Origin of the sequence: Streptomyces collinus (assembly GCF_031348265.1) — a bacterium.
Taxonomy (GTDB): domain Bacteria; phylum Actinomycetota; class Actinomycetes; order Streptomycetales; family Streptomycetaceae; genus Streptomyces; species Streptomyces collinus.
Genome location: NZ_CP133771.1, coordinates 5,052,863 through 5,066,168 on the forward strand (window position 1 = coordinate 5,052,863; position 13,306 = coordinate 5,066,168).

Consider the following 13,306-nt stretch of genomic DNA (forward strand, 5'->3'; position numbering starts at 1 on the left):
GGGCGCGCGACAATGGCCGACATGAGTCCCCTCTTCCGTCGCACGCCCCCTCGGGATCGGCTCGTCACCCTGATCCGCAAGCCCGGCTGTCATCTGTGTGATGACGCACAGGTCGTTGTGGAGAAGGTGTGCGGTGATCTCGGAGTCCCCTGGGAGCAGAAGGACATCACCGAGGATCGGGAACTGCACGACCAGTACTGGGAGCAGATCCCGGTCGTGCTGGTGGACGGCAGGCAGCACACGTTCTGGCGCGTGAACGAGGGCCGCCTGCGCAAGGCGCTGACCGACTGATCCCGCCCGGTGAGCGACTGGCCGATCCGTGCGACTGACCGATCAGTCCAAAGGGGCCGTCGGGTCGCTTAGGATCGATGGTGACTTGGTCTCGGGGGCGGGATTCGCTGAGGAGAGTGTGCGGTTTTGCCCCCGAAAGACAAGGAACGGTGGTGCGTATGCGCCGGTTCCCTGCGCGTGCGCCGGGGGCGCGTGACCCCGGTCACGTTGGCCGGGCAAATCGGACACCATCTTTGTGCACGCGTTCACAAAGACATAGCCTGCATTCGACGGGGCGGTCATGTAGGGACGTATGACCGCCTACAGCCCCGCTCTACCCGCAGGAGCACCGTGGCAACTGGCCGAACTCACCGACCGGCGACCCGCAGCCGAGGGATTCCCGAGGCCACCGTCGCCCGGCTTCCGCTGTACCTCCGCGCTCTGACCGCGTTGTCGGAGCGCTCGGTTCCCACGGTCTCCTCCGAGGAGCTCGCGGCCGCGGCGGGGGTCAACTCCGCGAAGCTGCGCAAGGACTTCTCCTACCTCGGCTCCTACGGGACCAGGGGTGTCGGCTACGACGTCGAGTATCTCGTCTACCAGATCTCCCGTGAACTGGGGCTCACCCAGGACTGGCCGGTCGTGATCGTCGGTATCGGTAACCTCGGCGCCGCCCTCGCCAACTACGGCGGGTTCGCCTCCCGCGGGTTCCGGGTCGCCGCGCTGATCGACGCCGACCCCGCCATGGCCGGCAAGCCCGTCGCCGGGATCCCGGTGCAGCACTCCGACGACCTGGAGAAGATCATCCAGGACAACGGCGTGTCGATCGGTGTCATCGCCACCCCCGCCGGTGCCGCCCAGGCGGTCTGCGACCGGCTCGTGGCCGCCGGTATCACCTCCATCCTGAACTTCGCGCCGACGGTTTTGTCCGTCCCGGACGGCGTCGACGTGCGCAAGGTCGACCTCTCCATCGAGCTGCAGATCCTCGCCTTCCACGAGCAGCGCAAGGCCGGGGAGGAGGCCGCCGCCTCCGACGGGGGCGTCCAGGCCGCCGCCGCCCGCAGCGACTCCGCCGACCAGGGGCCTGACGGGGACATGCCCGCCGTGATGCCGGCATGAGCCTCCTCGTCGTCGGACTCAGCCACCGCAGCGCCCCGGTCAGCGTCCTGGAACGGGCCGCGCTGAACGCGGACGAGCAGGTCAAGCTGCTCCAGGACACGGTCGCCGCCGAACCGGCCACCGAGGCCGCGGTGCTCGCCACCTGCAACCGCATCGAGCTCTACGCCGACGTGGACAAGTTCCACGCCGGTGTCGCCGAGCTGTCCACGCTGCTCGCCCAGCACAGCGGCGTCGGCCTGGAGGAGCTCACCCCTTATCTCTACGTGCACTACGAGGACCGGGCCGTCCACCACCTGTTCTCGGTGGCCTGCGGACTGGACTCGATGGTCGTCGGCGAGGGGCAGATCCTCGGCCAGATCAAGGACTCCCTGGCCCGGGCGCAGGAGCTGCACTCCGCGGGCCGCCTCCTGAACGACCTGTTCCAGCAGGCCCTGAGGGTCGGCAAGCGCGCCCACTCCGAGACCGGCATCGACCGCGCGGGGCAGTCCCTGGTCACCTTCGGCCTGGAGCAACTGGCCCGGGGCGGGGACGTACAGCAGTGGGCGCGGGGCAAGAAGGCCCTGGTCATCGGGGCCGGTTCGATGTCCTCCCTGGCCGCGGCCACGCTCGCGCGGGCCGGGGTCGCCGAGATCGTCGTCGCCAACCGCACCTTCGACCGCGCCGAGCGCCTCGCCCAGATCCTGATGGAGGGCGACGACACGGACGTGGCGGCCCGCGCGGTACCGATGGAGTCGGTGCCTGCCGAGCTGACACGTGCCGATGTGACCGTCTCCTGCACCGGCGCGACGGGCCTGGTCCTGACGGCCGAGTCGGTCGCCTGGGCGGTCGAGGGCCGTACGCCCGCGCCGGCCGCCGGGTCCGGCGAGGACGGACCGGGGGCGCCGGGCGGTGAGTCCGGCCCCGCCGCAGGGGCTCCGCGCGGCGGCGCGTCGGGCACCAGCCTCGGCAGCGAGGACGGCTGCCCGCTCGACCTCTCCGCGGTGCAGGGCACCGCCGGATTCTCCGTGCTGGGCGAGGCCGCGGTGGCCGGGATGGCCGCCGCCGACCTCGAACAGCACGCGGCGTGGGTGGACAACGGCTCGGCGGGCGGCGACCGGCGTGCCGCGGGCGGTACGGCCCGGGCGGGACAGACCGGCACGCTCGACCCGGCCGCGGACACCGACGCCATCGCCGCGCTCGCCGCGACCGTCGCCACCGTCGGGCGGATCCCCGAGCGCCGCAGGCCCGAGCCGGTCGAGGAGCCCCAGCGGCCCGAGCCCGTGCTCTTCCTGCTGGACCTGGCGATGCCGCGCGACATCGACGCGGCCGTGCACCGGCTGGCCGGGGTGCGGCTGGTGGACATCGAGTCGCTGGCGGATGCCTCCGCGGGCGCTCCGATGGCTGCCGATGTGGACCAGGTACGGCGTATCGTCTCCGACGAGGTCGCGGCCTTCGGGGCAGCACTGCGGGCCGCGCACATCACACCGACCGTGGTCGCCCTGCGCACCATGGCCGCCGATGTCGTGGCCGGCGAGATAGCCCGGCTGGACGGTCGGCTGCCCGGTCTCGACGACAAACACCGAGCGGAGATCACCCAGACCGTGCGGCGCGTGGTCGACAAACTGCTCCACGCGCCGACCGTGCGGGTCAAGCAACTCGCGGCCGAACCCGGCGGCGCCGGGTACGCGGACGCGCTGCGGACCCTGTTCGACCTCGACCCCGAGACGGTGGCCGCCGTCTCCCGGGCCGAGGAAAGCACCACCGAGAAAGACCGAGGGCCGGCATGACTGACAAGGCGCTGAGGCTCGGTACCAGGCGCAGCAGGCTCGCCATGGCCCAGTCCGGGCAGGTGGCGGAAGCCGTGAGCCGGGTGACCGGGCGGCCCGTCGAGCTCGTCGAGATCACCACGTACGGTGATGTCTCGCGCGAGGCGCTGGCCCAGATCGGCGGCACCGGCGTGTTCGTGACCGCCCTGCGCGACGCGCTCCTCAAGGGCGAGGTCGACTTCGCGGTGCACTCGCTGAAGGACCTGCCGACCACGCAGCCCGACGAGCTGGTCGTGGCCGCCGTGCCGGTGCGCGAGGACCCGCGGGACGTGATCGTCGCCCGGGACGCGCTGAAGTTCACCGACCTGCCCTCCGGGGCCCGCATCGGTACGGGTTCGCCGCGCCGCATGGCGCAGCTCAACGCGTACGCCCGCAGCCACGGCCTGGACATAACGGCGGTCCCGATCCGCGGCAACGTCGACACCCGCATCGGGTTCGTGCGCAGCGGAGAGCTCGACGCCGTCGTGCTCGCCGCCGCCGGACTCAACCGGATCGGCCGCGGCGACGAAGTGACCGACTTCCTGTCGGTCGACACGATTTTGCCCGCCCCCGGCCAGGGGGCCCTGGCGATCGAGTGCACCGCGGGCAACGCGGACCTCATCGCCGCGCTCGCCGAACTCGACGACCCGTTCACGCGGATCGCCGTGACGGCCGAGCGATCACTGCTCGCCGCCCTGGAAGCCGGTTGCAGTGCCCCTGTGGGGGCGCTGGCCGACTTGCTGGCCGACGGGCAGATTGTCAAGGAAATGCGCCTGCGCGGCGTCGTCGGGACCACCGACGGCACGCGCATGGTGCAGCTGTCCACCACCGGTCCCGTGCCCGAGACGCACGACGGGGCAATGGCGCTCGGTCGCGAACTCGCGGCCGAGATGCTCGCCCAGGGCGCGGCCGGTCTGATGGGGGAGCGAGCACATTGAGCCCCACCACCCTTTCCGCCGGTCCTGAACACGGGCACGTCACCTTCCTGGGTGCCGGACCCGGAGATCCGGGACTACTGACTCTGCGCGCCGTGGAGGCGCTGGCGCACGCGGACGTCCTCGTCGCCGAGCACGAGGTGCTCGACGTCGTACGTCAGCACGCCAGGCAGGGCGTGTCCGAAGTGCACACGGATCCGGATCCTTCCCAGGATCCTGCTCCGGGCACAGGAGCGCCCCAGCTGACGGTAGTTGACGGCACGTCAACCTCCGTCGCCGCCCCCGCGGTGCGGGATGCCGCACATCTTGTCATGGAGGCCGCACGGGGCGGCAGGCGGGTCGTGCGTGCGGTGTCCGGGGACCCGGGCCTCGACACGTACGCCGCCGAGGAGATGCTGGCGTGCGCCGCCGCCGGGGTGCCCTTCGAGGTCGTCCCCGGCATCGCGAGCGCCGTCGGCGTGCCCGCGTACGCCGGTGTGCCGCTGCGCGACGCGCAGGGCGCGGACGTGCGGTTCGTGGACGCGCGGACGGCGTCGGACCGGTGCTGGACGGAGGTCGGGGCGTCGGACGGCACGGTCGTCGTGTCCACGACGCTGGACTCCGTCGCCGCGGCGGCCGGCGAGCTCGTCTCCGCCGGGCGTAAGCCGGACACCCCGATGACGGTCACCGTCGCCGGCACCACCACCCGGCAGCGCACCTGGAGCGCCACGCTCGGCACGATCGCGCAGACGCTGAAGCAGCTCAAGGTGCTGCCCTCGCCCGACGGCGGCCGGCCGGTGATAGCCGTGGTCGGTGAGCGTTCCGCCGCCGCCCAGCGCGACCAGCTCGCGTGGTTCGAGTCCAAGCCGCTGTTCGGCTGGAAGGTGCTCGTGCCGCGGACCAAGGAGCAGGCGGCGTCGCTCTCCGACCAGCTGCGGTCCTACGGGGCCGTGCCGCACGAGGTGCCGACGATCGCCGTCGAGCCGCCGCGCACGCCCCAGCAGATGGAGCGCGCGGTCAAGGGCCTCGTCACGGGCCGCTACGAGTGGATCGCCTTCACCTCGGTCAACGCGGTCAAGGCCGTGCGGGAGAAGTTCGAGGAGTACGGGCTCGACGCGCGTGCCTTCGCGGGCATCAAGGTCGCGGCCGTCGGCGAGCAGACGGCGAAGGCGCTGATCGCGTTCGGCGTGAAGCCGGACCTGGTGCCGAGCGGTGAGCAGTCGGCCGCGGGTCTGCTGGAGGACTGGCCGCCGTACGACCCGGTCTTCGACCCGATCGACAGAGTGTTCCTGCCGCGTGCCGACATCGCCACGGAGACGCTGGTCGCCGGGCTGATCGAGCTCGGCTGGGAGGTCGACGACGTCACGGCCTACCGGACCGTGCGCGCCTCGCCGCCGCCGGCGGAGACCCGCGAGGCGATCAAGGGCGGCGGTTTCGACGCCGTTCTCTTCACCTCGTCCTCGACCGTGCGGAACCTGGTCGGCATCGCCGGCAAGCCGCACAACGTCACCGTGATCGCGTGTATCGGCCCGGCCACGGCGAAGACCGCCGAGGAGCACGGGCTCCGGGTGGACGTCATGGCTCCCGAGCCGTCCGTCCACAAGCTGGCCGAAGCCCTGGCCGACTTCGGCGCGAAGCGCCGGGTGGCGGCGGTGGAGGCCGGCGACCCGGTGACGCGGCCGAGCGAGCGGCGGCCGGGGGCGCGGCGGAGGCGTTCGACGACGTGACCGACCCTCACCGGCTACGGCTACGCGGGAGTCACCGCGTGGCCGTAGCGCAGGAGGTTGTCCGGGTCGTAGACGGACTTGTCGTGGCGTAGGCGGGCGTAGACCTCCGGGGTCCAGGCGCGGGCGATGTCCTGTTCGTCGCCCGGGGTGCCGTGGATGTTGACCATGGTGCGGCCCGTTCCGTACGGGGCCATGGCCGTGTAGAGGCGGCGTGTCGCCTGTTCGACGGCCTCGGCCACGGGTGGGGCGGGCATGATCCCGACCGACTCCATGAAGTAGCGGGCGTCGCGGGCGCACACGGCGTCCTCGACGGCTGATGGGCGGGACAGGGCGCCGCCCATGTGCCGCAGGGAGGCTACGAGCAGTGGGTACTCGGCGCCGGCGCCGGGGCCGACCTGCTCCAGGAACGTGCCCATGGCGTCGGGGGGCAGGTCGCTCAGGAGCATGCAGCACTCCCGTGCCGGGAGCGGGTCCTGGGGTTCCATGTGGATGCGGTCGAGGGCCGCGTGATCCATCTCCTCGACGGTGTCGACGGCGACGGGGGCGGCTTCGCGCAGCGGTGCGATCAGGGCCTGGCCCTCGGCCGGGTCGCCCGGCCAGGCGACCGCCACCCGGGCCCAGAAGCCGCCGCGCAGGGGTTCCGGGATCTGCGGGATCGGCGGCAGGCGCAGGACCGAGAACATGCTGCACATCTCGTCCGGGACGGTGTGGGTCCACTCCGCCCAGGTGCGCAGCAGTGTCTGTGCGTGTTCGGCGTGGCAGTGGATGCCGCCGCCGTAGAGCCGGGGCAGGGGCAGCAGTTCGGTGACGAGCGAGGTGACGATGCCGACGTTGCCCTTGCCGCCGCGCAGGGCCCAGAACAGTTCCGGTTCGTGCCGGGGGTCCGACTCGCGCAGGTGCCCGTCCGGGGTGACGACCTGGAAGGAGCGGACCAGGTCGGCGGCGAAGCCGTAGGCGCGGCCGAGGACCGGGAGTCCGCCGCCGAGGGTGTAGCCGACGACGCCCGCGTCGGTGGAGGTGCCGCACAGGCCCGCCAGGCCGTGGGGGGCGGCCGCGGCCATGACGTGGCTCCACTTCGCGCCGGCGGCGATGGTGGCGGTGCGGGTGGTGGGGTCGACGTGGACGTCCGTCATGCGGGACGTGTTGATCAGCAGGCCGTGCTCGATCGGGAAGTTGGCGCCGTGGCCGGTGGCCTGGACGGCGACGGGGGTGTGGGTGGCGTGTGCCCAGCGCATCGCGGTGACGACGTCGTCCGGGCCGGTCGCCCCGATGGCCACGTCGGGGGTGTGCAGGGAGGCCAGGTTGAAGCCGGTGACTTCGTCGGCGTAGGCGCGTTCGCCGGGGCGGACGACGGGGCCGTTGATCTCCGAGAGGGCGAAGAGGTCGGGCATGTGGTGGGGGGCGGTCATCGCGTCCTCCGTGGGGGGCGTACGGAGGGACGGCGGCGGTGTGGGGGCCGTCGGGGTCCTTGTTGTTTCAGGATGGACCTGGGTGGTGTCGGGCGCATTGCGGGGCGGTGGGCAGCGAGGTGCTCGGCGTGGGGGCTGGGGGCGGGGCGTGTCGCAGCCCGGCGGAGCGGGGTGCCGCTGCGCCCACCCGTGCCGCCCCTTGCGGCACGCATGCCCGCAGCTAGGGGGACGGTGGCCGACAGGGCGTCGGTATCGGGGGGTTTGGGGCGGGCGTAGCGTAGGGGCATGACGACGTACGGATCATTTCCCGGTACTCGGCCGCGGCGGTTGCGGACCAACCCCGTGATGCGTCGGATGGTCGCCGAGACCCGGCTGCACCCTGCCGATCTCATTCTTCCGGCCTTCGTGCGGGAGGGCATCGGTGAGCCCGTGCCGATCGCCGCCATGCCGGGGGTCGTGCAGCACACCCGGGACAGTCTGAAGAAGGCCGCCGCGGAGGCGGTCGCGGCGGGGATCTCCGGGATCATGCTGTTCGGCGTGCCGGAGGAGTCGAAGAAGGACGGGCTCGGGACGCCGGGGACCGACCCGGACGGCATCCTCCAGGTCGCCCTGCGGGACGTGCGGGCCGAGGTCGGCGACGACCTGCTCGTCATGTCCGACCTGTGCCTCGACGAGACCACCGACCACGGGCACTGCGGCGTCCTCGACGAGCAGGGCCAGGTCGACAACGACGCGACCCTGGAGCGGTACGCCGAGATGGCCCAGGTGCAGGCCGACGCCGGAGCCCACGTCGTCGGACCCAGCGGGATGATGGACGGGCAGATCGGGGTCGTCCGTGACGCCCTCGACCAGATCGGGCGGGAGGACGTCGCCATCCTCGCCTACACCGCGAAGTACGCCTCGGCCTTCTACGGGCCCTTCCGGGAGGCCGTCGGCTCGTCCCTGCAGGGGGACCGGAAGACGTACCAGCAGGATCCCGCGAATGTGCGTGAGTCGCTGCGGGAGCTCGCCCTCGACCTGGAGGAGGGCGCCGACATGGTGATGGTCAAGCCGGCCGGGCCCTACCTGGACATCCTCGCCCGGGTCGCGGACGCCGTGGACGTGCCCGTCGCCGCCTATCAGATCTCCGGCGAGTACTCGATGATCGAGGCCGCCGCCGAGAAGGGCTGGATCGACCGGGACCGGGCGATCATGGAGGCCCTGACCGGCATCCGCCGTGCGGGTGCGCGCAACATCCTCACCTACTGGGCCACCGAAGTGGCCCTGAAGCTCAAGGATCAGTAGGTCTCGGGTTTTCTCCTTGGGGGCGTGGTGCTTGCCCGTGTCTGCGTTTCCTTTCGGACAAAGGTGGTGGGGAAGCAGGCCCGGGTGGGTCGCGCTGCCGGTGGGCCGGGAGCCGCGTGTTTGGATGACCAGAGCTTGTGCGGTGATCCGTCCCGCCCGCCGGACCCTGCGGACGACCCGGGACGTTGACATGCCCGCACATGCTCTGACCAGGGAGGAAAGTCATTCCCTGGAACGGGGGAACGGGACACGGGGCATGGAGGAACGGTGTCGGGAGGCACGGCAGCGGCTGATTTCGCCGCGCTGTTGGGGGAGTTGAAGGAGCGCTCGGGGCTGAGCTACGGCGTGCTCGCCAAGAGGCTTCACATGAGTACGTCCACGCTGCACCGGTACTGCAACGGGGATGCCGTGCCGACCGATTACGCGCCGGTGGAGCGGTTCGCCCGGCTCTGCAAGGCGTCACCGGGGGAACTCGTCGAGCTGCACCGGCGGTGGGTGCTGGCGGATGCCGGGCGGGTGCGGAAGGGGATCGGCTCCTCGGAGGCGACTTCTCCAGAAGTGAATCCAGAAGTGATTCCAGAGGTGAGTCCAGAAGCGACCTGCCCGGAGGTGGCCTCTCCGGAGGTGGCCTCTCCGGAGGTGGCCTCTTCAGAGGCGGCCTCCCTTGAGGGACCCGTGCGGCGGCGCCCCCGTCGTGCCCTGCTCGCCGGTGTCGCCGCCGCCGTGGTCCTCGGCGGGGTCGGTCTCGCCGTGGCCGTTCCCTCGGGCGGGACGGGCGACGAGGGACGGCGCGGTGCGGTGGCCGTGTCCGGCGGTGGTGGCGGCCAGGAGGGGACGGGCCCGGCGGCCTCCGTGTCGCCCTCGGCCGGTTCCTCCTCCCCGGGCGGCGACAAGACGAAGGGGAAAGACGAGGACAGGAAGGTCAGGGGCGAGGGGGCCGTCTCCGCGACTCCCTCCTCAGCCTCCCCCGGCAGCGGCAGCGGCAGCGGCAGCGGCACGGGCACCGGTTCCGGCGCCGGCCGCGATGACCGCCCCGGCCGTGACACCGCCCCCGCCTCCGCTCCTCTCACCGTGGACACGGAACCGCACGCCTGGGAGAGCCCGTGCTCCCAGCGCTACCTGATCGATCTGCCGCCGGGGCGGGTCGGGCCGCCGCCGCCGGAGCAGGACGCGCCCGGCTGGGTGGCGGCGACGGGGGCCGTGCCGTCGGGGGAGCAGTTCCTGAAGCTGACCGTGCAGGGCAAGGGGCAGCAGACCGTGGTCGTCAAGGGGCTGACGGTCCGTATGGCCGGGAAGCGGGCGCCGCTCGCCTGGAACGACTACGCCATGGGGTACCCGGGCGTCGGCTGCGGCGGTGGCGTGCCGACCCGGTTCTTCACGGTCGCCCTCGACGCCGCGCGCCCCGGTGTCGTGCCCGAGGCGGGGCACGCGAACTTCCCGTTCAAGGTGAGCGAGTCCGACCCGGAGGTCTACTACATCCGCGCCGACGCCTCCGCGTACGACGTCAGGTGGTACCTGGAGCTGCGCTGGTCCAGCGGCGACCGGTCGGGCACGCTGGCCGTGGACGACCACGGCCGGCCCTTCCGTACGAGCGGCAACAACGGGCGCCCGGCGTACGAGTTTCCGCTGGGCGGCGAGAAGTGGGTCGAGGAGGGGACGACGGAGTAGTCCCGGGGGCGTACTCCGTGGGCGTCGTGCCGCACGGGCACCATCAAATCGGTTGAGCCGTTAGGTTGTTGACCGTCGTAGTGGTTGTCGATTGAACCACCTACTTTCAGGGAGACGTCGATGTCCGGTGCCCTCAGCCAGGATCCCGCCGAGCTGCAGAGGAGGATCGACAGCAGCAAGGCGCACCCGGCCCGGGTCTACGACGTCTTCCTCGGCGGCAAGGACCACTACCCCGCCGACCGGAACGCGGCCGCCGCCGCGCTGGCCGCCAACCCGCGCGGGTACCTCGACGTACGGCACAACCGCGACTTCCTCCGGCGCGGGGTGACCGCACTCGTGGCGCAGGACGGCATCCGGCAGTTCCTCGACATCGGGACCGGGCTGCCCACCGCCGAGAACGTGCACCAGATCGCGCAGCGCGTCGCGCCCGAGTCGCGGGTCGTGTACGTCGACAACGACCCGGTGGTGCTCGCGCACGCGCGCGCCCTGCTGACCAGCGGTCCCGAGGGCCGCACGGACTACATCGACGCCGATCTGCGGGACCCGGCCCGCATCCTCGAACAGGCCGCCACCACCCTCGACTTCGACCGGCCGGTAGCGCTCTGCCTGGTCGCGATCCTGCACTTCGTCGCGGACGAGGAGGCGTACCCGCTGGTGAGCGGGCTGCTCGACGAACTGCCCGCCGGCAGTCGGCTGGTGCTGAGCCATCTCACCGAGGACCTCAACCCCGAGAACATCCGCGCGGTCCAGCGGACGTACACCGAGCGCGGTTTCACCTTCGTGCTGCGCTCCCGGGCCGACGTCGAGCGGTTCTTCACGGAGAGCGGGCTGGAGATCACCGAACCGGGGGTCGTCCCCGCGCACCGCTGGCGGCCCGACCATGGCGCCCCCGTCCCCGAGCAGCCGGAGGAGTCCTTCCTCGCCGGACTGGAGGAGATCGAGAAGGTGCGCTACCGCGACATCAACGACGTCACGGACGCGGACATCAACGTGTACGCGGCGATCGGCGCCAAGGCGTGAGCCACGGCCCCGCCGTCTGACCGGCGGGGCGTCCGGATCCCGGAAACCTGCTTGTAGACGGCACGTATCTCCCTAGGCTGCGGGCACCAGGCGTCACCGCAGCCGAAGGAGCCGTGTCATGACCGTTGCCGAGCCCCCGCCCACCCGCTCTTCCGTGCCACCGCTCGCCGCACGGGCCCGGGCCGTCGGCGGCTCGCCCGTACGCGACATCCTCGCCGTCACCGCCCGCCCCGAGGTGATCAACTTCGCGGGCGGGCTCCCGGCACCGGAGCTGTTCGACGCCAAGGGCATCGCCGCCGCGTACGAGGCGGTGCTCGCCGAGGCGCCCGCGCGGGCGCTGCAGTACTCCACGACCGAGGGCGAACCCGCGCTGCGGGACGCGCTCGCCGCCCGCACCACCGCGCGCGGCCTGCCGACCGGGCCCGACGACCTGCTCGTCACCACCGGCAGCCAGCAGGCCCTCTCCCTGCTGGCCACCGCACTCGTCGAACCCGGGGACACCGTCCTCGTCGAGAACCCCTGCTACCTGGCGGCACTTCAGGCCTTCGGCTTCGCCGGGGCGCGGGTGCTGGCCGTGCCCGGTGACGAGCACGGAGTCGACCCCGGGGCACTGGAGGAACTCGTCGTGCGCGAGCGGCCCAAGCTGCTCTACACCGTGCCCACCTTCCAGAACCCCACCGGCCGGACCCTGCCCGCCGGGCGACGCGCCGCCGTGGCCGCCGTCGCCGCCCGGCACGGACTGTGGATCGTCGAGGACGACCCCTACGGTGAGCTGCGCTACGAGGGTGAACGCCTGCCGTGGATCGCCGCCCACCCGGGCGCCGAGGACCGGACGGTGCTGCTCGGCAGCTTCTCCAAGGTCATGGCGCCCGGGCTGCGGCTGGGCTGGCTGCGGGCACCCGGGGAGCTGCGGCGCGCCTGCACGGTCGCCAAGCAGGCCGCCGACCTGCACACCCCGACCGTCAACCAGCTCGCCGCGGCCCGCTACCTCGCCGACAACGACCTGGACGCCCATGTCGCCCGCGTCGCCGGCGTGTACCGCGAACGCCGCGACGCGATGCTCTCCGGGCTCGCCGCGGCGCTGCCCACGGGGTCGGTCTGGAACCGGCCCGAGGGCGGCATGTTCCTCTGGGCGTGCCTCCCGCAGCCGTACGACACCACGGCCCTGCTGCCGCGGGTGGTCCGGGAGAACGTGGCCTACGTCCCCGGCGCCCCCTTCTACGCGGGCACGCCCGACCGGACCACCCTGCGGCTGTGCTTCGTGACGCAGACGCCCGAGGAGATCGGGGAAGGGCTGCGCAGGCTGGGGGAGGGGCTCAGTCCCACCAGAAGTGCCACGTCCGCCGGTTGAGGACCTGGTGCTCGGCGTAGGTGCGGAGGGTCGGGTGGGCGCTTTGCCGGAGGTTGTCCGGGCAGAAGGCGAGGTGCTCGGCGGCTACGGCCTGCGCGGCGGCCCGGGCGGTGGGCGGGGCGGCAACGGACACCAGCAGGTGATCGAAGCCGAGGGCGGCGACCCGTATGCCGAAGCGGTCCTCCCAGGAGCGGAGCACGGCGCTGAGTCGGGCCGTGTCGGCCTCGTGGTTCGCCGGGCCCGTCCAGCCGATCGCCGTCGGAATGTCCGCGCTGCGGCGGGCCGGGACGAGGGCGAGGCGGGGGTCCTTGAGGGGGCCGCCGTCGCCGAGCAGGGCGTCCACGGCGTCGGCGGCCACGGTGTCCGGGTCCTGGGCGCCGGGGGCGGCATCGGCCGGGCCGGGCCGGGCTTCGCCCGGCGCGGCGTGCTCTTCCCAGTACTCCGCCAGGACCTCCTCGGCATCGTGGTCCCCGGGGTAGGACATCTCGCCCGGCATCAACTCCCAGTGGTCCGGACCGCCATGGCCGTCGCCCGTCTCCAGGACGACCGGCAGGAGGCCCGCACGACGGGCCGGCTCCAGAGCCGTCCAGCCGCCCGGGACGGCCCGTTCACCGGCGCACCACAGCAACGGCTCGTGCCAGGAGCCCTCGTCGGTGGTGTCGAGGAGCGCCCCGGCGGGGAGTCGGAGGCCGAGCGAGCCGCCGCTCGGGTCTGCCGCCAGCTTCGGCAGGGGGTTGGGAAGAGTCGCCATGGTGGTGACTGT

Annotated in this window: 11 protein-coding genes; 9 read left to right on the plus strand and 2 right to left on the minus strand. The window is 72.4% G+C overall.

The window, feature by feature from the left end; genetic code table 11:
* The first annotated feature begins 12 nt into the window (after positions 1-12).
* From RFN52_RS22995 to RFN52_RS23015, 5 genes are all read left to right on the plus strand, one after another.
* The gene (locus RFN52_RS22995; RefSeq protein WP_184558945.1) at positions 13-291 is read left to right on the plus strand and encodes a glutaredoxin family protein; all 279 of its coding nucleotides are present in this window, start codon (positions 13-15) and stop codon (positions 289-291) included.
* A 330-nt stretch (positions 292-621) separates the two neighbouring features.
* Positions 622-1,386, plus strand: a complete 765-nt coding sequence (locus RFN52_RS23000) for a redox-sensing transcriptional repressor Rex (RefSeq protein ID WP_184848591.1) — start codon at positions 622-624, stop codon at positions 1,384-1,386.
* The gene (locus tag RFN52_RS23005; protein ID WP_184848593.1) at positions 1,383-3,152 is read left to right on the plus strand and encodes a glutamyl-tRNA reductase; all 1,770 of its coding nucleotides are present in this window, start codon (positions 1,383-1,385) and stop codon (positions 3,150-3,152) included. Before RFN52_RS23000 ends, RFN52_RS23005 begins: the two co-directional genes overlap by 4 nt.
* Positions 3,149-4,108, plus strand: a complete 960-nt coding sequence (gene hemC / locus RFN52_RS23010) for a hydroxymethylbilane synthase (protein ID WP_184848595.1) — start codon at positions 3,149-3,151, stop codon at positions 4,106-4,108. The genes RFN52_RS23005 and hemC overlap by 4 nt, the downstream gene beginning before the upstream one ends.
* A complete protein-coding gene (locus RFN52_RS23015) occupies positions 4,105-5,811 on the plus strand; it encodes a bifunctional uroporphyrinogen-III C-methyltransferase/uroporphyrinogen-III synthase (protein WP_184848597.1) in 1,707 nt (568 codons plus the stop codon). The genes hemC and RFN52_RS23015 overlap by 4 nt, the downstream gene beginning before the upstream one ends.
* A 20-nt stretch (positions 5,812-5,831) precedes the next feature.
* Here RFN52_RS23015 and RFN52_RS23020 read toward each other — a convergent pair whose 3' ends face one another.
* Positions 5,832-7,220, minus strand: coding sequence for an FAD-binding oxidoreductase (locus RFN52_RS23020; protein ID WP_184848599.1), 1,389 nt, complete (start codon positions 7,218-7,220; stop codon positions 5,832-5,834).
* Between the two features lie 285 nt (positions 7,221-7,505).
* On the opposite strand from RFN52_RS23020, the gene hemB reads away from it, so the two are divergent.
* From hemB to RFN52_RS23040, 4 genes are all read left to right on the plus strand, one after another.
* A complete protein-coding gene (hemB, locus tag RFN52_RS23025; protein WP_184848601.1) occupies positions 7,506-8,504 on the plus strand; it encodes a porphobilinogen synthase in 999 nt (332 codons plus the stop codon).
* Positions 8,505-8,771: 267 nt separating this feature from the next.
* Positions 8,772-10,172: a helix-turn-helix domain-containing protein gene (locus RFN52_RS23030; protein WP_184848602.1), complete on the plus strand. Its 1,401-nt coding sequence runs from the start codon at positions 8,772-8,774 to the stop codon at positions 10,170-10,172.
* A gap of 120 nt (positions 10,173-10,292) precedes the next feature.
* Positions 10,293-11,192 (plus strand): SAM-dependent methyltransferase, encoded by a 900-nt coding sequence (locus RFN52_RS23035; RefSeq protein WP_184848604.1) that lies wholly within the window; start codon positions 10,293-10,295, stop codon positions 11,190-11,192.
* 118 nt (positions 11,193-11,310) lie between these two features.
* On the plus strand, positions 11,311-12,543 hold the full coding sequence (locus RFN52_RS23040; RefSeq protein ID WP_184848606.1) for an aminotransferase-like domain-containing protein: 1,233 nt from the start codon (positions 11,311-11,313) through the stop codon (positions 12,541-12,543).
* Here the strand turns inward: RFN52_RS23040 and RFN52_RS23045 are convergent.
* Positions 12,509-13,294: a DUF4253 domain-containing protein gene (locus RFN52_RS23045; protein ID WP_184848608.1), complete on the minus strand. Its 786-nt coding sequence runs from the start codon at positions 13,292-13,294 to the stop codon at positions 12,509-12,511. The genes RFN52_RS23040 and RFN52_RS23045 overlap by 35 nt on opposite strands.
* Between the last annotated feature and the right edge of the window lie 12 nt (positions 13,295-13,306).